At 72.2% G+C, this 23,528-nt stretch carries 23 protein-coding genes; 8 read left to right on the forward strand and 15 right to left on the reverse strand.

What is annotated here, in order from left to right; translation table 11 throughout:
- From V6V47_RS25100 to V6V47_RS25110, 3 genes are all read left to right on the forward strand, one after another.
- Window positions 1-256 (forward strand): C39 family peptidase (locus V6V47_RS25100; RefSeq protein ID WP_334630819.1); only part of this gene is annotated, 256 nt, incomplete at its 5' end.
- Window positions 257-437: 181 nt separating this feature from the next.
- On the forward strand, window positions 438-1,391 hold the full coding sequence (locus V6V47_RS25105) for a DUF1996 domain-containing protein (protein WP_334630820.1): 954 nt from the start codon (window positions 438-440) through the stop codon (window positions 1,389-1,391).
- Window positions 1,392-1,462: 71 nt separating this feature from the next.
- Window positions 1,463-2,131, forward strand: a complete 669-nt coding sequence (locus V6V47_RS25110; RefSeq protein WP_334630821.1) for a DUF305 domain-containing protein — start codon at window positions 1,463-1,465, stop codon at window positions 2,129-2,131.
- A gap of 49 nt (window positions 2,132-2,180) precedes the next feature.
- Here V6V47_RS25110 and V6V47_RS25115 read toward each other — a convergent pair whose 3' ends face one another.
- From V6V47_RS25115 to V6V47_RS25180, 14 genes are all read right to left on the reverse strand, one after another.
- Entirely contained in the window at window positions 2,181-3,002 is an 822-nt protein-coding gene (locus tag V6V47_RS25115) for an HpcH/HpaI aldolase/citrate lyase family protein (protein ID WP_334630822.1), read from the reverse strand.
- The gene (locus V6V47_RS25120; protein WP_334630823.1) at window positions 3,002-4,189 is read right to left on the reverse strand and encodes a CaiB/BaiF CoA transferase family protein; all 1,188 of its coding nucleotides are present in this window, start codon (window positions 4,187-4,189) and stop codon (window positions 3,002-3,004) included. The genes V6V47_RS25115 and V6V47_RS25120 overlap by 1 nt, the downstream gene beginning before the upstream one ends.
- Window positions 4,186-6,147 carry an SUMF1/EgtB/PvdO family nonheme iron enzyme gene (locus V6V47_RS25125; protein ID WP_334630824.1) on the reverse strand — a complete coding sequence of 654 codons (1,962 nt, stop codon included), beginning with the start codon at window positions 6,145-6,147 and terminating at the stop codon, window positions 4,186-4,188. Before V6V47_RS25125 ends, V6V47_RS25120 begins: the two co-directional genes overlap by 4 nt.
- Window positions 6,144-7,082 carry a ribokinase gene (locus tag V6V47_RS25130; protein ID WP_334630825.1) on the reverse strand — a complete coding sequence of 313 codons (939 nt, stop codon included), beginning with the start codon at window positions 7,080-7,082 and terminating at the stop codon, window positions 6,144-6,146. The genes V6V47_RS25125 and V6V47_RS25130 overlap by 4 nt, the downstream gene beginning before the upstream one ends.
- 31 nt (window positions 7,083-7,113) lie before the next feature.
- On the reverse strand, window positions 7,114-8,466 hold the full coding sequence (locus tag V6V47_RS25135) for an ADP-ribosylglycohydrolase family protein (RefSeq protein ID WP_334630826.1): 1,353 nt from the start codon (window positions 8,464-8,466) through the stop codon (window positions 7,114-7,116).
- Complete coding sequence (locus tag V6V47_RS25140; protein ID WP_334630827.1) at window positions 8,463-9,611, reverse strand: ADP-ribosylglycohydrolase family protein; 1,149 nt, start codon at window positions 9,609-9,611, stop codon at window positions 8,463-8,465. The genes V6V47_RS25135 and V6V47_RS25140 overlap by 4 nt, the downstream gene beginning before the upstream one ends.
- A gap of 4 nt (window positions 9,612-9,615) precedes the next feature.
- On the reverse strand, window positions 9,616-10,908 hold the full coding sequence (locus V6V47_RS25145; protein ID WP_334630828.1) for an ABC transporter substrate-binding protein: 1,293 nt from the start codon (window positions 10,906-10,908) through the stop codon (window positions 9,616-9,618).
- 35 nt (window positions 10,909-10,943) lie between these two features.
- Window positions 10,944-11,783 (reverse strand): carbohydrate ABC transporter permease, encoded by an 840-nt coding sequence (locus V6V47_RS25150; RefSeq protein WP_334630829.1) that lies wholly within the window; start codon window positions 11,781-11,783, stop codon window positions 10,944-10,946.
- Between the two features lies 1 nt (window position 11,784).
- Complete coding sequence (locus V6V47_RS25155; RefSeq protein ID WP_334630830.1) at window positions 11,785-12,720, reverse strand: carbohydrate ABC transporter permease; 936 nt, start codon at window positions 12,718-12,720, stop codon at window positions 11,785-11,787.
- Window positions 12,717-13,808, reverse strand: a complete 1,092-nt coding sequence (locus tag V6V47_RS25160; RefSeq protein ID WP_334630831.1) for a LacI family DNA-binding transcriptional regulator — start codon at window positions 13,806-13,808, stop codon at window positions 12,717-12,719. Before V6V47_RS25160 ends, V6V47_RS25155 begins: the two co-directional genes overlap by 4 nt.
- 68 nt (window positions 13,809-13,876) lie before the next feature.
- Entirely contained in the window at window positions 13,877-15,532 is a 1,656-nt protein-coding gene (locus V6V47_RS25165) for an ABC-F family ATP-binding cassette domain-containing protein (RefSeq protein WP_334630832.1), read from the reverse strand.
- 198 nt (window positions 15,533-15,730) lie between these two features.
- Window positions 15,731-16,471, reverse strand: coding sequence for an alpha/beta fold hydrolase (locus tag V6V47_RS25170; RefSeq protein ID WP_334630833.1), 741 nt, complete (start codon window positions 16,469-16,471; stop codon window positions 15,731-15,733).
- Window positions 16,464-17,180 (reverse strand): GNAT family N-acetyltransferase, encoded by a 717-nt coding sequence (locus V6V47_RS25175; RefSeq protein WP_334630834.1) that lies wholly within the window; start codon window positions 17,178-17,180, stop codon window positions 16,464-16,466. The genes V6V47_RS25170 and V6V47_RS25175 overlap by 8 nt, the downstream gene beginning before the upstream one ends.
- A 235-nt stretch (window positions 17,181-17,415) precedes the next feature.
- On the reverse strand, window positions 17,416-18,021 hold the full coding sequence (locus V6V47_RS25180; protein WP_334630835.1) for a TetR/AcrR family transcriptional regulator: 606 nt from the start codon (window positions 18,019-18,021) through the stop codon (window positions 17,416-17,418).
- A 171-nt stretch (window positions 18,022-18,192) separates the two neighbouring features.
- Here V6V47_RS25180 and V6V47_RS25185 point away from each other — a divergent pair, with 171 nt between their 5' ends.
- Genes V6V47_RS25185 through V6V47_RS25195 form a run of 3 tightly spaced genes read left to right on the forward strand, consistent with a single transcriptional unit; the run spans window position 18,193 to window position 20,635 of the window.
- Window positions 18,193-19,296, forward strand: a complete 1,104-nt coding sequence (locus tag V6V47_RS25185) for an aldo/keto reductase (protein WP_334630836.1) — start codon at window positions 18,193-18,195, stop codon at window positions 19,294-19,296.
- A gap of 12 nt (window positions 19,297-19,308) precedes the next feature.
- Window positions 19,309-19,686 (forward strand): nuclear transport factor 2 family protein, encoded by a 378-nt coding sequence (locus V6V47_RS25190; RefSeq protein WP_334630837.1) that lies wholly within the window; start codon window positions 19,309-19,311, stop codon window positions 19,684-19,686.
- A 31-nt stretch (window positions 19,687-19,717) separates the two neighbouring features.
- Complete coding sequence (locus tag V6V47_RS25195) at window positions 19,718-20,635, forward strand: NADP-dependent oxidoreductase (RefSeq protein WP_334630838.1); 918 nt, start codon at window positions 19,718-19,720, stop codon at window positions 20,633-20,635.
- Between the two features lie 78 nt (window positions 20,636-20,713).
- Here V6V47_RS25195 and V6V47_RS25200 read toward each other — a convergent pair whose 3' ends face one another.
- A complete protein-coding gene (locus tag V6V47_RS25200; protein ID WP_334630839.1) occupies window positions 20,714-21,232 on the reverse strand; it encodes a hypothetical protein in 519 nt (172 codons plus the stop codon).
- A 120-nt stretch (window positions 21,233-21,352) separates the two neighbouring features.
- On the opposite strand from V6V47_RS25200, the gene V6V47_RS25205 reads away from it, so the two are divergent.
- Both V6V47_RS25205 and V6V47_RS25210 read left to right on the forward strand, forming a co-directional pair.
- Window positions 21,353-22,027: a TetR/AcrR family transcriptional regulator gene (locus tag V6V47_RS25205; RefSeq protein ID WP_334630840.1), complete on the forward strand. Its 675-nt coding sequence runs from the start codon at window positions 21,353-21,355 to the stop codon at window positions 22,025-22,027.
- 117 nt (window positions 22,028-22,144) lie between these two features.
- Window positions 22,145-23,524 (forward strand): serine hydrolase domain-containing protein, encoded by a 1,380-nt coding sequence (locus tag V6V47_RS25210; RefSeq protein ID WP_334630841.1) that lies wholly within the window; start codon window positions 22,145-22,147, stop codon window positions 23,522-23,524.
- Window positions 23,525-23,528 lie beyond the last annotated feature (4 nt).

Here is a 23,528-nt window from a genome sequence, read left to right on the forward strand (position 1 = left end):
CACCCTGCGCGCCGACATCGTCAAGACCGTCGACGACGGCCGCGCCGTAGTCGCCAACATCGCCGGCACCACCACCGATGTTGACGGCACCGTGCACTCCTTCGAAGGCGGGCACTACATCAGCGTCGTCGGCTACCACGACAACGGCAACACCGTCACCATCGCCGACTCCGCCGACCCCACCATGGCCTCCTACCAGATCAGCGTCGAGCACCTCGCCGACTGGATCGCCACCCGCGGCTACGCCACCAGCTGACCCACACCACAAACCACGAAGGGCCGGACCCCCCACCGGGGCCCGGCCCTTCGTGGTCGTCATTGCCACCAACTGCGGAACGTATTGACAACTGTCGACATCAGGGTGAGGCTGGGCGTGAGAGCGCTCTCTCTCGCACCCAGGCTCAACGGACCACCACCAGTCTGGCCAGGGAACTCCGATGTCTTCGGCGGCGGCGCCGGAGCTGTCCCTGCCCCGTCCCCCGACAGGAGTCAACGAGATGGACAGGGCCGCACCCCTCCCCGGCATCCACCGCCGGCTGCGCGCCGCGATGGCGATCGGCGCACTGCTGACGCTGCTCGGCACGTACATCGTCTCCACCACCACGCGGGCCGACGCCGCCCCGGGCCCGAACGTCATCCGGGTGGCTGAGTTCCCCGCCGACTGCACCTTCAGCCACCGGCTGCCGGACGACCCGATCATCTTCCCCGGGCTGCCGGGGGCCTCGCACATGCACAGCTTCTTCGGCAGCACGGTGACCAACGCCCACACCACGCTCCCCGACCTGCAGAGATCCACCAGCACCTGCAACCCACGGGTGGACGTCTCGTCGTACTGGACTCCGACTCTCTACAAGGACAACGTGCCGGTGGAGCCCGCGATCGTCACGTTCTACTACCTGGGCGAGGGTGTGCGCTCCGACGTCGTCGCGCGTACCGAGCCGCTTCCGCTGGGGCTGCGGCTCGTCGCCGGCAACGCCAAGGCCGCCGGCCCGGACGAGAGCATCGCCCGCTGGTCCTGCCTGCACGCCGGGCAGGTGCCGCCCTCGAAGAACTTCGTCACCTGCCCGGCCGGCACCATGCTGGAGTCGTACCTCGACTTCCCGCAGTGCTGGAACGGCCGCGACCTGGACTCGCCGGACCACAAGAGCCACCTTGCGTACCCGGTGAACCAGGCCTGTCCCTCCACCCACCCGGTGCCCGTGCCGAAGCTGCGGCAGGTGCTGCGGTACCCGGTCAACGGCAACCCGGCGGGATTCCGGCTGGCCTCCGGGCCGGGCTACACGATGCACGGCGACTTCTTCAACGCCTGGCCGGTCGAGGAGATGGCTCGCCGGATCCGGGACTGCATCCGTCCGGTCATCAAGTGTGGGGCCGACGGCCGACCGATCTGAGCCGACACGTTCGCACCCGGGGGCGGGCCCGGTCACGCCGGGCCCGCCCTCCCGGGCGGAAAGGAGGCCGGATGCGCACTCCCGCCAGCCGAAAGTCGACCCTGCTCATCGCAGTGCTGCTCATTGCCGGCTGCACCCCCGGGCCACCGGACGCCGCCGGCACCCCGGCAAGGCCGCCGGCCGCACCGCCGCCGACAGCCGCGCCGCAGAACACCGCGCCGCAGAACACCGCGCCACCGATGGGTACGGCCGGTCCGTTCAGCCCGACCGACATCGCCTGGCTCCAACTCACGGTGGCGCAGATCGAACGGCTGCTGCCCGTACTCGATCTGGTGCCGACCCGGACCACCGACCCGGCGTGGCGGCGTGTCGCCGCCCAGGTCGAGGTCGGCCGCCGCGACGACCTGGACCGCTCGCGCCGACTGCTGGCCGAATCCGGTGCGCCGGCGACCAACCCGCACGAGGGCCACGACATGCCGGGCATGGTCACCGCCGAGGAGCTGGCCGCGCTGCGGTCGGCCACCGGGAAACCGTTCCACCGGCTGGTCGCGCGGCACCTGCGCGCACACCTGGCGCAGTCGGTCCGCATCTCGACCGCGGAGCAGAAGGGCGGCGTGCACCCGGCGACGACGGCGCTGGCCGGGGCCGTGGTCCGGGTCGGCACCGCCGACCTCGCCCGGCTGGACCGCCTCGACCCGCCCGCGACGACCCTCCCGGCGGCTCGCCAAGCAGTGCCGTGACGGCCGCACGCATCGATCAGATCACCCGTACCGTGGGGGAACAGGTCGCTCAGGCGGCGTAGCGCGCGGCCAGGTCCACGGTGCGCTGGGCGGCGGCGACCATCGCGCGGTCGGCGAACCGGCCGTCCGGCAGCACCACCGTGCCCGAGTCCCGACGCTGCGCCTCGTCGACCGCGGCCAGCAACTCCGCCGCCCGTGCCACGTCCCGGTCGTCCGGTCGGAACGCCTCGACGATCACCGGCAGCTGGCGCGGGTGGATCGCCGTACGGCCGAGGAAGCCGAGCCCGCGACCCACCGCGCACGAGGCGGCGAGACCGGCGATGTCGCTGACGTCGGCGTAGACCGACATGGCCGGCGGGGCCAGGCCGGCGGCACGGGCCGCCACCACCACGCGGCCGCGGGCCCAGAGCAGGCCTTCGTCGTCGCTCACGCCCAGATCCGAGCGGAGGTCGGCCTCGCCGAGCCCGATCGAGGCCACCGCCGGATGGGCAGAGGCGATGGCGTACGCGGCCTCCAGCCCGAGCGCCGACTCGACCAGCGGGTGCAGCGGTGTGTCGACCCGGCTGGCGAGTGCCGCCACCGTCGCGGCCGACTCCACCTTCGGCAGCCGCAGGCCGCCCAGCCCGGGCCGACCGGTCACGGCGGCGAGGTCGGCCTCGACGTCCGGCCCGGTCAGCTCGTTGACCCGGACCTGCACCGGCACCGGATGCGCCTCGGCGAGGAACTCGGCGACCGCGTCTCGGGCGTACGCCTTGCGTCCGGCGACCACGGCGTCCTCGAGGTCGAGGATGACCGCGTCGGCACCCGAGGCGACCGCCTTGGCGAACCGGTCCGGCCGGTCGCCGGGCACGTAGAGCAGGCTGAGCAGCATCAGAGCACGCCCCGTTCCCGCAGCTCGGCCAGCTCGTCGGCGCTCAGGCCGAGCGCGCCGAACACCGCGTCGGTGTCCTGGCCGTGCCGCCGGCCCGCATGCCGGATCTCCCCCGGCGTGTCGGCGAGCCGGAACGGTACGTTCTGCATCCGGACCTCGCCCAGCTCCTCGTCCGGGACGCTGCGGACGGTGCCCAGCGCCGCGTACTGCGGGTCGGCGAGGATGCCCCGTACGTCGTAGACCGGCGCGACCGCGGCCTGCGCCTCCTCGAACGCGGCCACCACCTCGTCCCGGTCGCGCTGCGCAACCCAGGCGCTCACCGCGGCGTCCAGCTCGTCGGCGTGCGCGGCCCGCCCGCTGCCGGTGGCGAACCACGGCTCGTCGATCAGCTCGGGTCGGCCGACCAGCCGGAGCACCCGCTCGGCGATGCTCTGCGCGCTGGTGGAGACCGCCACCCAGCGCCCGTCGGCGCACCGGTACGTGTTGCGCGGGGCGTTGTTGTTGGACCGGTTGCCCAGCCGGGGCTGGAGGTAGCCGAGCTGGTCGTACCAGGTGATCTGCGGACCGAGCATCGCCAGGATCGGCTCGATGATGGCGAGGTCCACCACCTGCCCGGTGCCGGTGGTGTCCCGGGCCCGTAGGGCCAGCATCACCGCGTACGCGGCGGCGAGGGCGCTCACCGAGTCGGCCAGCCCGAACGGGGGCAGCGTGGGTGGGCCGTCCGGTTCCCCGGTGGCCGCCGCGAAGCCGCTCATCGCCTCGGCCAGGGTGCCGAAGCCGGGTCGGCGGGAGTACGGGCCAACCTGCCCGAACCCGCTGATCCGGGTGATCACCAGGCGGGGGTTGACCGCGTGCAGCTCGGCGGGGCCGAGCCCCCACCGCTCCAGAGTGCCCGGGCGGAAGTTCTCCACCAGCACGTCGGCGTCGGCGAGCAGTCGGAGCAGCAGCGCGGCGCCGTCCGGGTCGGACAGGTTGAGGGTGACGGTCCGCTTGTTGCGGCCGAGGACCTTCCACCAGAGTCCGACGCCGTCCTTGGCCGGGCCGTGCCCCCGCGAGGGGTCCGGCTTGGCCGGGTGCTCCACCTTGATCACGTCGGCGCCGAAGTCGCCGAGGAACGCCGCGGCGAGCGGCCCGGCGAAGAGGGTGGCGAGGTCGACGACCTTGACGCCGTCCAGGGGCGCGCTCATCGGGCCACCTCCCCGACCTCGGGCACCAGATCCACGGCACAGCGGAAACCGACCTGGTCGGAGCGGGTGAGCCCGGCACCGGTCAGCACCAGTTTCACCGAGACGTCGGCCGGCTGCGGGCCGCCGTCGAAGTACCAGTCGGAGCCCTCCGCCTGGTATCCGGCGCCGCCCTTGAGGATGACGAACCGGGTACGCCCGTCGGAGTGCTCGCTCTCGGTCAGGTTCCACACCAGCGGTTCACGGCGGACGAGCAGCCCCGCCTCGGCGGCCACCTGCCACTCGTCCTCGGTGGGCAGCCGCAACCCGGCCCACGCCGCGTACGCCCGGGCGTCGGCCAGCTCGACCATGGTCACCGGCTCGCCGGCCGGCCCCTGCCCGGCGGTGAACCGCTCGGGACGCACCGGCCGGTAGCCGGTGGCCCGCAGGAACGCGGCGTACTCGCCGTGGGTGACCTCGTGGGTGGCGATGGCGAAGCGACCGAGGTGGACGCTGCGGCGCAGCGAACCGGTGTGGTGCAGGCGGGGCGGCAGCGGCTTCCACTCGTCGACGTAGGGCGCCTCGCCGTACAGCCCGGTCTCCCGCACCCGGTGGCGGACCACCAGCTCCCGCCGGCCACCGTCGACGGCGACCATGCCCTCGGGCACCTGGGGCCGGGGCGCCCACGGAGTCCGGGTCCGCACCGCGGCGCGGGCGGGGAAGGACGGGTCGCCGATCGGCGACTCGTGCTGGGCCACGGCCGCGTCGGTGCGCACCACGGCGGCGATCGCCCCGGCCGGCAACGGGCCGCCCACGGCGAACCGGCCGTCGCCGGTCTCGGTGACGGTCAGCTCGGCCCCGGTGACCAGGTCGACGAAGCGCTGGCCGGGCCGGGTCTCGACGACCAGCCACGGGCCGTCGTGGTCGGGGCCCCGGTTCACCACCGTCCACAGTGGCTTGCCGTTGGACGTCCAGCGGGACGCGTACACCTGGCCCTCGCCCGGGTGGTCGGCCAGCGGCACCCAGTCGTCGGAGCGCAACCATGCCGTGTGGCTGCTCTGCACCCGGCGCATCGCCCGCAGGACCGCCCGGTCCCGCTCGTTCCAGCCGACCCAGACACCGAAGACGCTCTCCCAGACGAGCACCCCGACGCCGTTGAGCCAGGCGGAGTGCAGCTCGTCCAGGTGGGTGCGGTTCCACCGGCGGGTGTGGTGCAGCACGTGCCGGCGCTCGAACCACTTCGCCCGCAGGACGCCGGGCACCTCGGAGTCGGCGAACCACTGCGCCCAGGACATCGAGTGGTCGGCGATGCGGGCCAGCGGGACCCGGCTCTCGCCTTCCAGGACCATGCCGGGGCGGACGGCGTCCAGCGCGGCGCGCAGCTCCCCCGCGCCCTCCTTGAGGGTGTCCAGGAAGACCCCGTCGACGCCGAGCTTGCCGGCCAGCGCCGCGACCTCCTCGGCGTCGCTGCCCGCCTCACGTCGGGTGCCGGTGTCCCACGGGTTGTAGTCGACGAAGACCCGTACGCCGCGCTCCTGGAACGCCCGCACCACCTCGGGCAGCTCGGGCACGTCCCGGTACCAGTCGAACTGGTTGCGGTCGTCCAGGCCGATCACCGGGTACGCGTGCCAGAGCACCACCCCGTCGAAGCCGCCGAAGTCCCGCCCGGCCGCGTCGAGGAACTCGTCGACGGTGAAGACGCCGCGCTCGTGGTCGTAGAGCGCCTCGTCCCAGAGCCAGGCCAGGCAGATGCTGAAGCAGTCACCGGCGACCTCGTCGTAGTGCTCTCCGGTGTAGCCGAGCCGGGCCCGCGCGTCGGCACGCCAGCGGGTCAGCTGCTCCCGCCAGGCCGGCCAGGTCGCCGGGTCGTCCGGCGCGGCGAAGATCTTCGCCTCGTCCATGGTGGTCAGGTCGGCGTGAACGCCGAGCGGCACCTCGGTGGGCCGGTCGATCGGGCGTGGGACGTACGGGTTGAAGCTCACGGTGTACCTCGGTAGGTCGCGTCGTAGAGGGCGTCGATGGCGGCCCGTTCGGGCAGGGCGGTGGACGCGCCGGGCCGCTGGGCACAGGCCGCGCCCGCGGCGCACGCCCAGCGCAGGCTCGCCGTGACGGAGTCTTCGGTGGTGGCGCCGCCGCGTTCGGCCCAGCTGACCGCGAGGGCGCCGGTGAACGCGTCACCGGAGGCGGTGGTGTCCACCGCGTCGATGCGGGGGGCGGGGACGGTGATCCGCAGACCGCTTCGGTCGGCGTACGCGGCGCCGCGCGCGCCCAGCGTCAGCACCACCCGGGGCACGAGCTCCAGCAGGGCGTCGAGCAGCACCGGCGGGTCGTCGGAGACGACCCCGGCCACGACGGCCGCCTCGTGTTCGTTGACCACCAGCACGTCGACGAGGGCGATCAGCTCCGCCGGCAGTGCCGCGGCCGGCGCGGCGTTCAGCACCACGGTGGTGCCCGCCGCCCGGGCCCAGCCGGCCGCCTGGACGACCGCGCTGAGCGGCACCTCCAACTGGAGGAGCAGCACGTCCGCCCCGGCGATCGTGGCCCGGTCGTCGGCGTTCAGCTCGGTCACCGTGCCGTTGGCGCCGGCCGCGACCACGATGAAGTTCTCCGCGTCCCGGTCGACCGCGATCAGCGCGACGCCGGAGGGACCGGCGACGGTACGCAGGCCCCGGACGTCCACCCCCGCGTCGACCAGGCTGGCCCGGAGCTGCGTACCGAAATCGTCCTCGCCGACCGCGCCCACGAAGTCGCAGGTCGCGCCGGCCCGGGCCGCGGCGACCGCCTGGTTGGCGCCCTTGCCCCCGGGGACGGTGCGGAAGTTCTCGCCGAGCACCGTCTCACCGGGGCGGGGCAGCTGCGGCGCCGACACCACCAGGTCCAGATTGCTGCTGCCTACCACCGCCACGCGCGCGCTCATGCCGTGCTCCCTTCCGCCCGCCGCTGCTGGCTCACGACCCGCTCCCGGGCTCCACCAACGCCTCGGTCCGCTTGGCCAGCTCGTCGAAGCCGATCCCGTCGAAGCCGGCGATGCTGCTGGCCAGCCGGTTGTGCAGCGGGCCGATCCACCGGTCCGGCAGCCCGGCGGCGCCGGTGAGCGCCCCGGTGACTGCGCCGACCGTCGCGCTGGTCGAGTCGGTGTCCCAGCCGCCGCTGACCACCGCGGTGATCGACCGCTCCAGGTCGCCGCGGCCGTACGCCAGGGCGGCGGCCACCAGCGCGGCGTTGTTGCGGACGTGCACCCAGTGCAGGTGGCCGTGCCGTGCGTACAGCTCGTCGAGCACGCGCTCCCAGTCGTCGGCGCCGGTGCCGAGGGCGCGCGCCTCGCGGACCGTGGCCGCGAACCGGCTGCGCGGCGGCAGCACCGCCTCGGCCGCGTCCAGCACCTCGTCCACGTCGGCGGCGACCGGCGCGGCGGCGGCCAGAGCGGCGGCCCAGATGGCCCCGTGCACCCCGCCGCGGACGTGGCTGACGGTGGCGTCCCGCCAGGCCAGCTCGGCGGCCCGGTCCGGCCGGCCGGGGTTGACCCAGCCGTACACGTCGGTGCGGATCTGCGCCCCGATCCACTCCCGGAACGGATTGTGCCGGCGGGCGCTCTCCGGTGGCGCGTGCCCGAGCAGCAGGTTCCGGTACGCCACCCGCTCGGCGGTGAAGACCCGCCCGGCGGGTAGCCAGTCCAGCCACGCCTGCGCCACGTCGGCGCTGGTGAAGCCCCGCCCGTGCGTCTCCAGCACCCGCAGGGCCAGCAACGCGTAGTTCAGGTCGTCGTCCTCGGGCATCCCGTCGATGTTCTCGGCGAGGCTGGTCGGCGCGCTGCGCCGGTTCCACGGCCAGCGGGCGGCGACCTCGGCCGGCAGCCCCTTCGCCGTGAACCAGTCGCGCAGCGGCCAGCGGTCGGTCGCCGTGAGAATCTCCCGGATGCCCTCCCGGGGGATCTTCTCCACCGGCTTGCCGAGCAGGCAGCCGGCCGCCCGGCCGAGCCAGGCGCCGTGCAGGCGGTCGTACGTCACCTCGGTCGGCAGTGACCAGGTCGCCGGCCACTCGGCCCGGAGCGCGACCAGGTCGTCCGGCTCGTCGTCGGCGGCGACGGCGGGCAGCGCGTCGGCGTCGTCCAGCAGGTGCGCCGCGAGCTCCCGCAGCGCCGGCGATGCCGGGCTGGGCGACGCCCCGCTGACCGGCGGGGTCAGGTCCCCGCCGGCCGCCGTCCACCGCTGGGCGAGGGCAGCGACCTCGCGGCCCTCGTCCCGGCTGGCCGCCAGCTCGTGCGGCAGCAGATCCTCCGGCTGGACCCAGGTGATCCTCACCGGGTCGACTCCCCCGCGAGCCCGGCGAAGCGCTCCGCCCGCCGGGTGAACCGGGCCTGGTCCTGCTCGAAGACCTCGCCGGCCACCGCCGCGAGGACCCGGGCCGGCTCCACCAGGTCGGTCTTGGAGGCGGTGGCGACCACCTCGGACCACTCCGCCGGCACTGCCGCAGCGCCGCCGAGCGCCCCGGCGATGGCAGCGGCCATGGTGGCGGTGGAGTCCGCGTCGCGGCCGTAGTTGACCGAGCCGAGCACCGCCGGGCGGAACTCGCCGCCGGCCACCACCAGCATGCCGATGGCCACCGGCAGCTCCTCGATGGAGTGCAGCCGGCTGGGACGCCGGGCACCGAGCCCGGGGCTGCGGTACTCCTCCCCGACCGTGTCGTAGGGGGCGACCGCAGCTCGCAGCGCGGGGATCGCCTGCTTCCAGTCGTGGTGGCTCCGGGCCTCCTTGACCACCGCCTCGATGGCCGCCCGGGTGCCGTCGCGCGCCACGTCCAACGCGGCGGCGACGACGTCCTCGACACCCGCGCCGGGTGCCGCCGCGGCGGCGACCGCGGCCGCGAAGACGGCGGCGGCCTCCCGCCCGTAGCTGTGCTGGTGCGCCCCGGCGATCTCCACGGCTTCGGCGTACGCCCCGGCCGGGTCGCCCGCGTTGACGATGCCGACCGGCGCCATGTACATGGCCGCTCCGCAGTTGACGATGTTGCCGACCCCGGCCTCGCGCGGGTCCGCGTGGGCGTGGTGCAGGCGGGTGACCAGCCACCGTTCGGCGGCCGCGAGCCGGTGGAAGGTCACCCCCTCCCGCTCCAGGTCGGGGATGTACACCACCCGCTCGATCAGATCGGGGACCAGCCGCTCCACCACGTCGTACGCGTCGAGGTGGTCGCGTTTGGCCGCGTAGGCGCGGACCAGCGCGTGGGTCATCAACGTGTCGTCGGTGATGTGCCCGTCGCCCTTGTGGTACGGCGCCAGCGGTCGCGCGGTGGCCCAGTTGGCGTGGTACGGGGGCACGATGCCCTCGACCCAGCCGCCGAACCTGGCGCGGATCTCCTCCGGCAGCGCCGTCTCGGTGGCGCCGCCCAGGGCATCGCCCACCGCGGCGCCGACCAGGCAACCGATCGATTTGTCGAGCAAGAGTGACATCTCGTTACCTCAGAACCTGCTTGCCACCATCGACCAACTGCGAGCTGAGCTGGTCCAGGGTGATCTTGTTGGCGAAGTACTGCTGGAAAGCCGGAGTGGCGTACTTGGTCTTCCACTCCGGGTAGCCGTCGGCCTGCTGGAACGGGGCGACCGTCAGGTCCGCGGCGCTGGCCGCGGCGACGTCCCAGCCCTGCTTGCCGGCGGTGAGCTTGACCAGGTCCTCGTTGGCCTTCTTGCCGGTCGGGACCAGCCAGTCACCCTTGGCCAGCGCGGCCATGTTCGTCGGGTTCAGGAAGTACTCGAGGAACTGCGCGGCCTGCTTCTTGTGCTTGGAGTCCGCGGAGACGGAGAGCGTCTGCGGGTTCGCGGCCTGCTTGGTGGAGAGCCCCTTGATCGGCGGCAGGGTGACCCACTCGAAGCCGGCCGGCGCCTGCTCGGCCATCTGCTGACGCAACGACACCGAGCCGGGCAGCATCGCGTACTTGCCGCCGAAGAAGCCCGGCAGGGTGTCCGCGCCGCTCATGCCCAGCGCCTCCGGAGAGGCCGACTTCGCGGTGTAGATCATGTCGTGGATCCGCTTCGGGACCTCCTTCTCCGCGTCACCGACCCGGACCTCGGTCCGCCCGCCGTCGGAGTAGAAGTACTTCCCGTCGTAGTTGAGCGCCAGGTTGAGCACCCGGTTGGTCGGCGACTTCAGCGCCCAGGCCGCGCCGTACTGGCCGGCCTTGGTGAGCTTCTGCGCGTTGGCCTGGAACTCGTCCCAGGTCCAGCCGCTGTCGGCCGGCGGCACCGCGACACCGGCGGCGTCGAGCAGCTTCTTGTTGGCGATGACGACCTGCGACTCCAGCAGGAACGGCACGCCGGTGACCTTGCCGTCGAAGGTCGCGGTGTCCCAGACGCCCTTGTCGATCTGACCCTTGAAGTCGTCGGAGACCAGGTCGGAGAGGTCGGCCAGGTAGCCCTGCTTGCTGAACTCACCGATCGAGGACGCCTCGTAGTGCACGATGTCCGGTGCGTCGCCGCCCTCGAAGGAGGTCAGCAGCTGATCGTGGACCGAGTTCCAGTCACCCTGGACGTACTCGACCTGGATGTCCGGGTGCTCGGCGTTCCACTTGGCGACGAGATCCTTGTTGACCTGTAGCGACTCCTTCTGCCAGGCGAGGCTGAGGAAGCGCAGCTTGACGGGGCCGGACGTGGCCTCGTCGTCGCCGCCGCCACCGCACGCGGTGAGCGCGCCGAGGCCGACGACCGCGACCGCGGTGGCCGCGGCGAGCCGACGAAATCGGGTACGGAGCATGGGGTTACCTCCTTGGTGGTGGTTCGGGGGACGGTTCAGCCCTTGACCGCGCCGGCCATCGACCCGGACGAGAGCCGGCGTTGCATGAACGCGAAGAAGATCAGGCTGGGCAGCGTGGCCAGCAGCGAACCGGCGGCCAGCGGCCCGAGTCGGGCGGTGCCCTCGATACCGACGAACCGGGCCAGTGCCACCGGCAGGGTGGCCAGCTCGGGGGTCTTGATCAGCACCAGCGCGAAGAAGAACTCGTTCCAGGCCGAGATGAAGGAGAACAGCGCGGTCGCCACCAGGCCCGGTGCGAGCAGCGGGAAGACCACCCGCCGCAGGACCTGCAACCGCGTCGCGCCGTCCACCGACGCGGCCTCCTCCAACTCGCGGGGGATGTTGCGGACGAAGCCCTGCAGCATCCAGAGCGCGAACGGCAGCGCCCAGACCACGTAGATCAGCACCAACCCGGCGTGCGTGTTGGCCAGGCCGATCTGCCGCAGCACCAGGAAGATCGGGATGATCAGCAGCACGAACGGGAAGAGCTGGGACAGCAGCACCCAGCCCAGCGCCACGGTGGTGAGCTTGGAGCGGAACCGGGCCAGCGCGTACGACGCCGGCATGGCGACCAGCACGGTCAGGACCGCCGAGGCGAGCGAGACCTGGAGGCTGTTCAGTGCCGCCCGGCCGAGGTCCTGCTCGGTGAAGGCCTGGACGAAGTTCTGCAGGGTGGGGTTCGACGGGATCAGCGTCGGGTGCAGCCGCACCAGCTCCCGTGGCGGCTTGAACGCCGTCGACAGCAGCCAGATCAGCGGGAACCCGAGGAAGATCAGGTAGGCGGAGAGCGCCACGTACTGCAGCGTCCGCCCGGTGCGGCTCGGTTTTCCGAACATGTCAGTTCGCCTCCCTCAACCGACGGCGGAGATAGACGGCGAGCAGCACGATGATGATGACGACCATCGCGTTGCCGAGCGCGGCCGCGTAGCCGTAGTTGCCGTAGCGGAACGCCTCCTCGTACGCGAAGAGCATCGGCAGCATCGTCTTGCCCCCGGGCCCGCCGGCGGTCAGCACGTAGACCAGGCCGAACGAGTTGAAGTTCCAGATGAAGTCCAGCGAGGTGATGGCCACGATCACCGGGGCCAGCGCGGGCAGCGTGACGTGTCGGAAGCGGTGCCACGTGCTGGCGCCGTCCATGGCGGCCGCCTCGTGCAGCTCGCGGCCCACGCCTTGCAGGCCCGCGAGCAGCACGACGGTGGTCTGCGGCATGCCGGCCCAGACCCCGACGATGATCACGGCGGGCAGCGCGGTGCTGAAGTCGCCGAGCCAGTTGGACCGCAGCCCGTCCGCGCCGATCCGGTGCAGGAACTCGTTGATCAGGCCGGCGTCCGGGTGGTAGACGAGCTTCCAGAGGATGCCGACCACGACGGGTGGCATCGCCCACGGCACCACGGCCAGAACCCGGGCGATGCCCCGGAATCGCAGCTGTTGGTTGAGCAGCAGGGCCAGCCCGAGGGCGAGCAGGAACTGCAGCGCGGTCACTCCGAACGCCCAGAGCAGCCCGATCTTGAACGAGTTCCAGAACAGCTCGTCGCCGAGGAGTTCCCGGTAGTTGGCCAGGCCGGTGAAGCTGACCTCGACGTTGCGCCCGGCCCGGGCGTCGGTGAAGCCGAGGTAGATGCCGCGCAGCAGCGGGAACACCGAGAGCACCAGGATCGGCAGCAGTGACGGCAGGAGTAGCAGGTAGATGGTGGTGCGCTCGGAGCGGAACCGGCGCGGCCGGCGGGCCTGCTCGGCCTGCTCGACGTCCGGCTGCTCGGCCAGCGTGGTCATGCGGTCACCCCTTCGCTGGACGGTTGGGTGGTCGGTGGGCCGGCCGGCCGAGGGACCAGCGGCGTCGTGCCACTGGACGCGCGGATGGCGAGGCTCGGCGGCACCTGCTCGCGCCGGGGCGGCAGGGTCGGGTCGGCGATGCGTTGCAGGAGCAGTTCGGCGGCACGGCGACCACGCTCGGCCGAGCCGAGCGAGACGCTGGAGAGCTGGGGGAACATCATCCGGGCCAGTTCGGTGTCGTCCATGCCGACCAGGGCGACGTCCTGCGGCACCGGGCGCCCGGCGGCCAGCAGCGCGTGCAGCGCGCCGACCGCGATCAGGTCGTTGGCGCAGACCAGGGCGTCCGGGTCGGTACGGGCGAGCAGCCGCTCGGTGGCGGCCCGGCCGGCCGCGTACTGGAAGTCGCCGACCTCGATGAGGTCCTCGTCGAGGGGGATGCCGTGCCGGGCCAGGGCGCTCCGGAAGCCGGCGTCACGCGCGGCGCCCGGGACGGTGTCGAGCGGGCCGTTGACGAAGCCGATCCGGTGCCGCCCGTTGGCGACGAGGTGATCCACGGCGAGGGCGACGCCGTTGCGGGAATCGGTGCGGACGTTGTCCACCGGGGTGTCCTCCCCGAGCTGACCCACCACCACCACCGGCACCGGGCTGTCCACCAGCGCGGCCAGGTGGTCGTCGGTGACCCGGATCGGCGAGACGATCATCCCGTCCACGTACCGGTTGGCCAGCCGGCGCAGCAGGGCGGTCTCGTTGTCGATCCGCCCGCCGGTGGCGTGCACCAGCAACTGCCGACCGGAGGAGGCCACCACCGCCTCGATGGCGCGCATCATCTCCACGTACACCGGGTTGCCGATGTCCTCGACGGCGAGCGCGATCAGGCCGGTGCGCTGCGACTGCAGCGACCGGGCGATCGCGTTGGGCACGTAGCCCACCTCGGCCGCCGCGGCGCGCACCTTGCGGATCGTCTCCGCGCTGCCGCCGACCCCGTTGAGCACCCGGGAGGCGGACGCGATGGAGACACCGGCGCGGGCGGCGACCGTGTGCACGGTGGGCCGGCCGTCCGCTGGTTCCTGTAAACGTTTACGACCCATTGTCCGGCACCCCCATCCCTGATAGCTGTAAACGTTTCCGGGAGTCTGCTCCGCTGGCGGCGGAGAGGTCAAGAGCTCGTTACGAAAACGTTTCCAACCACGGGTGGCCCCACACCGAGATTGACCTCACGGCCCGACCACCTGGAGCGGAGTCGCCGGTCGTGGCTGGCGATCACGATGGCGCCCGGTCCGGTGCGCAGGGCCTCCTCCAACTCGTCGCAGAGCCGCGGGGAGAGGTGGTTGGTCGGTTCGTCCAGCAGGAGCAGCTCCGGCGGATCGGCGACCAGCAGCGCGAGCGCGAGTCGACGACGCTGCCCGACCGACAGGTCGGCCACCGGCCGGTCCAGGTCCGCGGGCGTGAGGAGACCCAGCGACGACAGCGGTACCGCCTCGGCCCGTTCCTCCCCGATCGTCCTGCGATAGACCGCGCGGGCGGTCTGGTGCGAATCCGCGAAGACGGTGTCCTGGGTCAGCAGGCCGACGCGGAGGCCCGGCCGTCGCCAGACGGCCCCGACGCAGCTCAGCCGGCCGGCGAGGACGGCGAGTAGGGTCGACTTGCCCGCGCCGTTCGGGCCACTCACCACCAGCCGGTCGCTGGCGGTCACCGCGAGCTGCGCCACTCGCAGTCGGCCGGGCACCGCCACGTCGTGCAGCGTGACGATGGCATCGTCGCCGGCGCCGGTGGCGAGAGCGGGCGCATGAAAGCGCAACGGCTCCGGCGGCGCGTCGACCTGCTCGCGCTCCAACGCCTCCAACCGACGGGCGGCGTCGCGCACACGGCGGGAGATCTGGTTCTGCACCCGGCCGGCGGTGTGCCCGTACCCCATCTTCTCGCTGTCCCGGGGTGCGCGGCCGTGCGCCACCTGATGCCCGGTCACGGCGGCGGCCTCGCGCAGCTCGGCGAGTTGCGCCTGCTCGTCGTCATAGCGCCGGCGCCACCGCTGCGCCTCCGCGCGCTTCGAGGCCAGGTAGGCGGTGTAGCCGCCGCCGTAGCGGACCGGCCCCTCCACCGCCGGGTCCAGGTCGATCACGTCGGTGCACACCGCGTCCAGGAAGGCCCGGTCGTGACTGGCCAGCACGACCGCACCCGGCATGCCGCGGAGTTGCTCCTCGCAGAACGCCGCCGCCGCGTCGTCGAGGTGGTTGGTGGGCTCGTCGAGCAGCAGCGCGTCCGGTCGGCGGATGAGCATCGCGGCCAGCGCGAGGCGGCCACGCTGCCCGCCGGACAGCCCGCTCAGCGTCCGGTCCTGCGGGATCTGTTCCAGGCCGAGACCGGCGAGCACCGTCCGGGCGCGCCGATCGGCGTCCCAGGCGTCGCGGTCCTGTGCCCGTTCCAGGGTCTCGCCGTACGCGGCCAACAACCCGGCATGCCGTTCGTTGTCCTCCGGCGTCTCGGCCAAGGCGGCGCCGAGCCGGTCCAGCGCGGCGAGGTCCGCTCGGGCCTCGCGCAGCGCGTCGTCGAGGACCGTCGCGACGGTCGCGGACGGCTCGAAGGGCATCTCCTGGTGCAGGAAGCCGAGATCCGGTGGGCGCGCGACGGTACCGGAGTCCGGCTCGTCGACGCCGGCGAGGACCCGCAGCAGGGTCGTCTTGCCGGTGCCGTTCTCTCCGATCAGGCCGATCCGGTGGCCGGGCGCGGCGGTCAGGGAGACGCCGTCGAGCACCCGGCGGTTGTCCCGGATCCGTAGCAGGTCATGGGCGATGAGCGCAGGTCGGGCAGACATGAGGAACCTCGGGAAGGAAGATCCCGGGCGCGCACGAGGGCACCCAGGCGCGAACAGGGCACGACGACAGGGGCCGCTGCGACAGCGCGCTCACGCGCCGTCGGCGGCCGCTCCGGGGTGCTCACCCGGAGATGTCGTCGTCACCTGCCACGTTCACTCCGATCCTGGGCAACTCGGGCGCAAGAATAGCTCCCGGTCTCAGCCGGTCGCCAGCATCCGGGCGACGGTCGTCGGGTCCGCCAGATGCGGGAAGTGGCTGCCCGGCAGCACGGTCACCACGATCTCCGGCAGGACGTCGGTCAGCCAGGCCAGGTAGCGGGGCGGCGGCTCGGACGAGGTCACCCAGCGATAGGGGACTGCTCGGTCACCGATGGACCGCAGAACCCGGCCCCGCTCGGCGGCGATCCCCTCGTCGGTGCCGTGCAGGATCTCGTCCCAGTAGCCCAGCAGCAGGTCCGGCCGTGGATCGGTCGCGGTCGTCACGATCTCGCGCGCGGAGGCCGGCAACGAGTCGATGCCCATGCCGGCCAGCATCCCGTCCCACACCCGCCGCCAGTCCGGGCCGCGCAGCGTCGGCTCGGCTTGGCGTACGGCCGCACCGAACGGGCCGGGTAGCAGGATCTGGTCGAGGTTCACCACACCGCGGACCGGATAGCGGGCCGCGTACGTCGTGGCGACCACCGCGCCCACCGAATGCCCCACCACGATCGGGTCGACGAGACCAGCCTCGGTCACCTGGCCGTGCAGGACCTCGGCGACCTCGGCCATACCGTAGGAGTCCCGTCTCGGAGCGCTGCCGTGGCCGGGCAGGTCGAGAGCGAGGACCACGCGGCCCGGATCGATCACCTCGAGCTCACGCCGCACCGGGTCCCACTGCCGCCGGTCGAAGGTGAGACCGTGCAGCAGCACCAACGGCGGTCGGCTCGCGTCGTCATTCACCACGGGGATGCCCTTCCTGCGTTTCGATCACCGCGTACCGGCCGAAGGTCAGGTGCCGACGGAGCGCGAAGCCCATTGCCTCGTAGAGTCTGATCGCGTTCGTGTTGGTCGTGGCCACGTGCAGGAAGGGCGTCTCGCCGCGCGCCTGGATGCCGGCCGCCACCGCGCCGATCAGCCGGGTCGCGAGACCGTGACCCCGGTACGTCGGATCCGTGCAGACCGCGCTGATCTCCACCCACCCCGGTGGGTGCATGCGCTCCCCCGCCATGGCGACCAGTGCGCCGCCGCGCCGGATGCCGAGGTAGGAGCCGAGCTCGACGGTGCGGGGCAGGAACGGCCCCGGCTGGGTCCGACCGACGAGATCCAGCATCTCCGGCACGTCCGCGGTCGTCAGCACCAACGCCTCCGGGTCCGGTTCCGCGCGTAGGCCGTCGGCCACGAGTTGGACCCCCGGAATCACGCCGGTCAGCTCCCACCCCGGCGGCGCGGTGTCCGGGGCGCCCGGCACCACGGCCGCACCGCCCGGCCCGGCCAGCGCCGCCAGATCGGCCCACGCCGACGGGTCGCTCGGATCGGCCAGCGCGGAGAACGGTGACACGTCGGAGGGGTAGCGTGCGGCCCGCCCGCGTACCTCCGCGAAGCGCGCCTGCGGGCCGCGCAGCGAGGTCCACGCCGGGTTGTCCAGCACGTCGACGTCAACGGTCGTCAAGTCGTCCTCCTCGGTGAGCCGGTGCGGGGCTCGCCACGACCGGCGCCACAGTACCGGCCGGCCCACCACCGATTCTCACCTGCGCCCGCGCACGCCGAACCCTTTCGCCCGAGGCCACGAACCTGGCGGAGACCGTCGAACCGAGACATGCGGTAGGAGCCAGGCCCTTGAATCAACCCCGGCGATGGTGCGCCGGGGCGCACCGCGCGGCCCGGGGCCGCCGCGGCCCAACCGGTCAGGTGGTGCCGGCACCCGTCCGCAGGGAGCCGAGGTTGACGTCGAGGGCGGCCTCGAGGTGATCGATCTTCCCGGTGGTGAGCATCAGCAGTACGCCGCCCTGGATGCCGGCCAGCAGCGCCGCGGCGGCGCGTTCGGCGTCCACCTCGGGGGCGATGTCCCCGGTCGACTGCATCTGCCGGACGCCCTCGGCGATTTTTCCCTGCCACCGCCACATGAGCCCGGTCACCACCGCCTGCGCGCCCGGTGCGCGCCGGCCCGCCTGGCCGAGCAGAGCGTTGAGCGGGCACTTCACGCCCTGCGCGAGGTAACGCTCGATCAGCCGATCGCGCCACGCCTGCCAGGCCGGCCAGGACGTCAGGTTGCTGAGCATCGGCTCCTGGTCGGCGAGCACCTGGTCGGCCTCGTGCTCGGCGACCGCGAGCAGCAGCTCCTCCTTGCCCTCGGGGAAGTAGTGAAAGAGCTGGCCCTTGCTGGTGCCGGTGCGGGCCATCACATCCTCGAGCCGTACCTCCTCGACGCCGCGCTCGCGGATCTCAGCGGCCGCCCCGACGACGATCCGCTGCCGGGTCGCCGCGCCCTTGCGGGTCAACGCGCGTGTCATGAGACCTCCCCGATGGTGTCCTGCGTCACGGATCCTCGTATGGACCTGCAGGTCCAATGCTAGACCGAGAAGGACCCTCAGCAGTCTGGACTTGCAGGTCCAAATTTGCCGAGCAATGGTCGGGAAGTGCGCGGTCCGGTCCCGGGCCGGCAGCGATCGGGAGGACGACACGTGAACGAGTACTACCTGCTCGGACGGTCCGGCCTGCGGGTGAGCCGGCTGGCCCTGGGCACGATGAACTTCGGCGTCAGCGGGTTCCACGCCGCGTACGGCAAGACCGAGGAAGAGGCGGAGCCGATCTTCCGTAGGTATCTGGACGGGGGCGGAAACTTCATCGACACGGCGGACTTCTACACCGCCGGCGAGAGCGAGAAGATCCTCGGCCGCCTGATCGACCGGGCCGGCGTCCGGGACCGCCTCGTGCTCACCAGCAAGGCCACCAACACCGTCGACCCGACCGACCCGAACGCCAGCGGCAACGGCCGCAAGCACATCATGCGGGCCCTGGATGCCTCGCTGGGCCGGCTCGGCACCGACTACATCGACCTGTACCTGCTGCACACCTGGGACCGGATCACCCCGATCGAGGAGGTCGTGCACACCCTCGACGACCTGGTACGGGCCGGCAAGATCCGGTACGCCGGACTCTCCGACGTGCCAGCCTGGTACGCGGCCCGGGCGCAGAGCTACGCCGAGGCGCACGGGCTGGTTCCGATGATCAACGTGCAGCTTCCGTACTCCCTGGTCGCCCGCGACATCGAGGCGGAGTTCGTGTCGATGGCCCAGACCCTGGGGATGGGCATCACCGCGTGGAGCCCAATCGGCGGCGGCCTGCTCAGCGGCAAGTACAAGCGCGACGGCGACGGCATGAGCGGGACCGGCCGGTTGACCAACCCGGACGCCGCAGGCCGGGAGATCAGCCCCCGCGACTGGACGGTCATCGAGGCGCTCCAGGACGTGGCCGCCGACCTGGGACGCAGCATGGCGCAGGTCGCGATCAACTGGGTGGTCACCCAGCCAGCCGTCGGTTCGGTGGTCATCGGAGCGAGCAGCCCCGAGCAGCTCGACAGCAACTTCGGCGCGCTCGACTTCGAGATCCCGGCCGACGCCCGTCGCCGGCTCGACGAGGCCAGCGCGCCGCAGGTCGGGCTGCCGTACGGGATGTTCACCCCGCAGTACCAGTCCTGGGTGGTGAGCCCCGGCCTCGCCATCGGCGACAAGCCGGCCGGCTACACGCCTCCGGTGTTCAACGCCGCCGCCCAGCCCGCCAACTGAGAAGGATTCGACATGACATCGAGCAACGATGCGTTGATCCGTGAGTTCGTCGAGGCGTTCAACACCAAGGACGCCGACCGTCTCGCGCCCTACCTGCATCCCGAGGTCGTCTTCCAGGCGTACGGCGACAACGAGGTACGCGGCCGCGACGCGGTCCTGCAACTCTGGGCGGGCGTGTTCGGCACCTTCGCCGAGGTCCAGTTCGCGACCGTGCACCAGGCGGTGAACGGCGACGTCGTCATCGCCGAGCAGGTGCACGGCCTCGGCCTGCCGGGCCGCCCGGTGGCCCCGGTGATGAACATGGCGGTCTACGAGATCCAGGACGACAAAATCGCTGCCTGGCGCGACTACACCAACCCGGAGTACGCCCGCAAGCTCGTCGCCGGCTGAACCTCCGTCGCGGGCACCATTGGAGGACGACATGTACGCCATTCGCATGCACGAGTACGGCGGACCGGAGGTGCTCCGGTACGAGGAGGCCCCGCAGCCGGTCCCCGGCACCGGCGAGGTGCTGATCGAAGTCGCCGGTACGTCGTTCAACCCCGCCGACGCCATCATGCGGGCCGGCGCCCTGCACCACTCGCACCCCGTACGGATGCCGCACATCCCGGGCACCGACGTCGCCGGCACGATCGCCGGACTCGGAGCTGGTGTCAGCGGCCACGCGATCGGCGATCGGGTGATCGCGGCGCTGCCACGGCCGGCGGACGGCGCCAGCGGGGAATTCACCCTCGCCCCCGCCACGGCGGTGGTGCCGGCACCGACGAGCATCCCGCTCGCCGACGCCGCGGCCCTGCCGATCGCCGGGCTCACCGCCTGGCAGGGCATCAACGAGCACCTGCGGGTTGCGCCCGGTCAACGCATCCTGATCAACGGCGCGGGCGGCGGCGTCGGCCGGTTCGCGGTGCAGTTCGCCAAGCTCGCCGGCGCCACCGTCGTGGGCGTGGCGGGACCGGCCAGCGTCGCGGCAGCCCGATCGGCCGGTGCCGACGAGGTCCTCGACCACACCGTCGACCGGCTGACCGAGCCGGTCGACGGCGTCTTCAACGCGGCTTCCATCGACGGGTCCAGCCTGGACCGGCTCGTCGCGCTGATCGAGCCGGGCGGCGGCCTGGTCTCGATCACCTCGCCGGCGTCCCCGGACCGTCGACGCGCGGTACGCACGATGGTCATGACCATCCACAGGGACCCCTCTCACCTCGCCGAGATCGCTCGCCGGGTGGACACCGACGGAATCTCCCCGGGCGTCACCGAGCGTCTCCCGATCACCGAGATCGTCGAGGTGCACCGCCGGCACGCGACCGGCCGCCTGTCCGGCAAGGTGGTGCTCAGCCACTGACACACGGAAGGGGGCTTCGCGGCGGCAGCATCGCCGCGAAGGACGGGCTGGTGCACGCCCCGCCGCACCGCCACCTGGTCAGACGAACGAGACGGCGACCAGCGCGACGGCGGAGCCGGCGAAGACCACCGTGTTACGCAGGTAGGTCTGGATGCGCACCCAGCGCGGGAAGGCGTTCTCGGCGGCCTGGAGGAAGGGCTCGACCTCCACACGGGTCAGCTCCGGGTCGCCCTTGCGGCGGAAAGCGGCCTCCACGGACTTCACCGCGGTGTGGTTGCTGTACACGATCGCCACGTTCATCAGCACGACCAGCGAGGAGAAGATCCAGGTCAGCAGCTGGGCCAGGTCGGCGCCGGCGACGTGCAGGGCCGCAGTGGTGATCATCACCGCGGCGACGGTCACCGGGGCCGCGGTCTCGTGGCCGCTGGCGTCGAATCGGATGCCGTTCTCTTCCAACACCCCTGGGCGGACGTTCTGGCGGCGCAGCTCGGCCTCGGCGGCGGCCTTCGCGACCGGGCCGAACCGGTGCCGGACCACCGGGATGCTGACGAAGGCGATGGCGACGAGCAACTGCATGACGGCGGCGAGGGTGTTCATGGGGGACTCCTTCAATTTGCACTTAGTTCAAGTGGCCTGGGGACGACCGTAGTCGACTACTTGAACATTGTGCAAGTGCGACCTTGAACATTGTGCAAGCGATCACGTACCGTGAGGGCCATGCCACGCGACACCCTGACCCGCGACCAGATCGTCCGCACGGCCGTCGAACTGCTCGACGCCGAAGGCCTCGAGGGCCTGAACATGCGCGCCCTGGGCAAGCGCCTCGACTCCGCGGCCACCGCCATGTACTGGCACGTCAAGAACAAGGACAACCTCGTCCTGCTCGCCACCGACCAGGTGTGGGGCGAGCTCGAGCTGCCCGACCTGAACGTGGTCGGCTGGCGCACCGCGGCCACCGCCATGGCGGTCGACCTCTACGAGATGTTCACCCGACACCCCTGGCTGGTGCAGGCCTTCGCCGCGCACGTCCTCTACGGCGAGGGCAAGTCCCGCCACGACGACCGCAGCCTCGCCGTCTACGAGGCCGCCGGCTTCACGGGCGACCAGGCCGACCAGGCCGCCTCCGCCGTCTTCACCTACGTTCTCGGGAACGCGGCGGGCGCCGCCGCGACGGCCTCGCTCACCCGGAAGCTCACCCGGGACGACACCACCGCCGAGGAGCACTTCCAGGACGCCATGACCAGGGCCAAGGAGGTCGCCATGCGGCACCCCCGGCTGCGCGCCCGCCTGGAAACCCCGGCGGCGGCCACCTACGCCGCCTCCCCCGACCAGGCCTTCGAGTTCGGCCTCCAGGCCCTCCTCGACGGCCTGGAGCGGCAGGTCGCCGCCTGACCCGGCCCGGCCGGGCAGGACCGGGGAGAAATGCTCTTGCACAATGTTCAAGCGGTGCCTTAGTGTTTGCTCTGACAGCGACTTGCACAAAGTGCAAGTCCGGAGAAGGGGCACGACATGACGCAGCAGCAGTTGTCGGAGTTCGTCGAGGCGGCGGCCACCAAGTTCGGTGTTCCCGGCGTCGCCGTCGGGGTGTGGGCGAACGGTCAGGAGGTGTACGCGTCCCACGGAGTGACGAGCATCGAGAACCCCCTGCCCGTCGACCGGGACACGCTGTTCGTCCTGGGTTCGGTCACCAAGCCCTTCACGGCGACCGCGCTCATGCGGCTGGTCGCGCAGGGGCGGGTCGACCTGGACGCGCCGGTCCGTCGCTACATCCCGGAGTTCGTACTCCCGGATGAGCAGGCCGCAGCGGAGATCACCGTGTCGCAGCTGCTCAACCACACCGCCGGGCTGGACTGGAGGATGGGCGCCGAGACCGGTGAGGGAGACGACGCCCTGGCCGCGTACGTGGCGAAGATGTCCGAGTCCGACCAGATCGCACCGCCGGGCACCCGGGCCTCCTACAGCCAGGTGGGGTACAGCCTCGCCGGGCGGATCATCGAGAAGGTCACCGGCCTGACCTACGAGCAGGCCGTCGCCTCGCTGCTGTTCGAGCCGCTGGGCCTCGCGCACACCTCCTTCGCGACGAACGACGTGCTGACCCGGCCGTTCGCGGTGGGGCACAACCACGACGAGGACGGCAGCCTGTCCGTCGCTCGACAGTGGAAGGACAGCCGCGCCAACAACCCCGGCGGCGGTGCGGTGTCATCCGTGACGGACCAGCTCCGGTGGGCTCGGTTCCACCTCGGTGACGGCCGCGCCGAGGACGGCGTCCGGGTGCTGCCCACCGAGCTGCTGCGGCAGATGACGGAGCCGACGGTCGAACTGCGGGGCAGCACGCTCGGTGACGCCTTCGGCATCTGCTGGTTCCTCCGCGACGTGGACGGCGTACGCACCGTCGGGCACGGCGGCTCGGCCAACGGCCAGTTCGCCGAACTCCTCATCGTCCCCGAACGTGACTTCGCCGTCGTCGCGCTGTCCAACGCCGGCCCGGACGCCGGCCTCGCCGTCAATCAGGCGGTCGTCCGGTGGGCGCTCGAGCACTACCTGGGTGTCGTCGAGCACGACCCGGAGCCGCTGCCCTTCGACGACGCGCGGGCCCGGGAGGTCCTCGGGAGCTACGAGAACGAGCTGATGACGCTGACCATCGCCACGGACGGGGCCGCACTCACGATCGAATGCGCGATCAAACCGGAGGTCCGCGCGGCCACGGACACGGAGCTCCCCCCGGATCTCCCCCCGGCCGACCTCGGCCTGCTGCCGGGTGACGGCGACGAATACCTTGTCACCAGCGGCGGCCTGCAGGGGCAGCGCGGCTTCTTCGCCCGTGACGAGAGCGGCGCGATCACCGGCGCCGACCTCGCCGGCCGGTTGTTCACCCGCGTGCCCCGGTGACGAC

This window comes from Micromonospora sp. CPCC 205539 (assembly GCF_036906815.1).
Taxonomy (GTDB): domain Bacteria; phylum Actinomycetota; class Actinomycetes; order Mycobacteriales; family Micromonosporaceae; genus Micromonospora.

Bases quoted from the DNA above. Each gene is read 5' to 3' on its own strand.
- V6V47_RS25105 (WP_334630820.1), top strand. From the start codon at position 438: ATGTCTTCGGCGGCGGCGCCGGAGCTGTCCCTGCCCCGTCCCCCGACA.
- V6V47_RS25110 (WP_334630821.1), top strand. From the start codon at position 1,463: ATGCGCACTCCCGCCAGCCGAAAGTCGACCCTGCTCATCGCAGTGCTG.
- V6V47_RS25115 (WP_334630822.1), bottom strand. From the start codon at position 3,002: ATGCTGCTCAGCCTGCTCTACGTGCCCGGCGACCGGCCGGACCGGTTC.
- V6V47_RS25120 (WP_334630823.1), bottom strand. From the start codon at position 4,189: ATGAGCGCGCCCCTGGACGGCGTCAAGGTCGTCGACCTCGCCACCCTC.
- V6V47_RS25130 (WP_334630825.1), bottom strand. From the start codon at position 7,082: ATGAGCGCGCGCGTGGCGGTGGTAGGCAGCAGCAATCTGGACCTGGTG.
- V6V47_RS25140 (WP_334630827.1), bottom strand. From the start codon at position 9,611: ATGTCACTCTTGCTCGACAAATCGATCGGTTGCCTGGTCGGCGCCGCG.
- V6V47_RS25145 (WP_334630828.1), bottom strand. From the start codon at position 10,908: ATGCTCCGTACCCGATTTCGTCGGCTCGCCGCGGCCACCGCGGTCGCG.
- V6V47_RS25150 (WP_334630829.1), bottom strand. From the start codon at position 11,783: ATGTTCGGAAAACCGAGCCGCACCGGGCGGACGCTGCAGTACGTGGCG.
- V6V47_RS25155 (WP_334630830.1), bottom strand. From the start codon at position 12,720: ATGACCACGCTGGCCGAGCAGCCGGACGTCGAGCAGGCCGAGCAGGCC.
- V6V47_RS25160 (WP_334630831.1), bottom strand. From the start codon at position 13,808: ATGGGTCGTAAACGTTTACAGGAACCAGCGGACGGCCGGCCCACCGTG.
- V6V47_RS25165 (WP_334630832.1), bottom strand. From the start codon at position 15,532: ATGTCTGCCCGACCTGCGCTCATCGCCCATGACCTGCTACGGATCCGG.
- V6V47_RS25180 (WP_334630835.1), bottom strand. From the start codon at position 18,021: ATGACACGCGCGTTGACCCGCAAGGGCGCGGCGACCCGGCAGCGGATC.
- V6V47_RS25190 (WP_334630837.1), top strand. From the start codon at position 19,309: ATGACATCGAGCAACGATGCGTTGATCCGTGAGTTCGTCGAGGCGTTC.
- V6V47_RS25195 (WP_334630838.1), top strand. From the start codon at position 19,718: ATGTACGCCATTCGCATGCACGAGTACGGCGGACCGGAGGTGCTCCGG.
- V6V47_RS25200 (WP_334630839.1), bottom strand. From the start codon at position 21,232: ATGAACACCCTCGCCGCCGTCATGCAGTTGCTCGTCGCCATCGCCTTC.
- V6V47_RS25205 (WP_334630840.1), top strand. From the start codon at position 21,353: ATGCCACGCGACACCCTGACCCGCGACCAGATCGTCCGCACGGCCGTC.
- V6V47_RS25210 (WP_334630841.1), top strand. From the start codon at position 22,145: ATGACGCAGCAGCAGTTGTCGGAGTTCGTCGAGGCGGCGGCCACCAAG.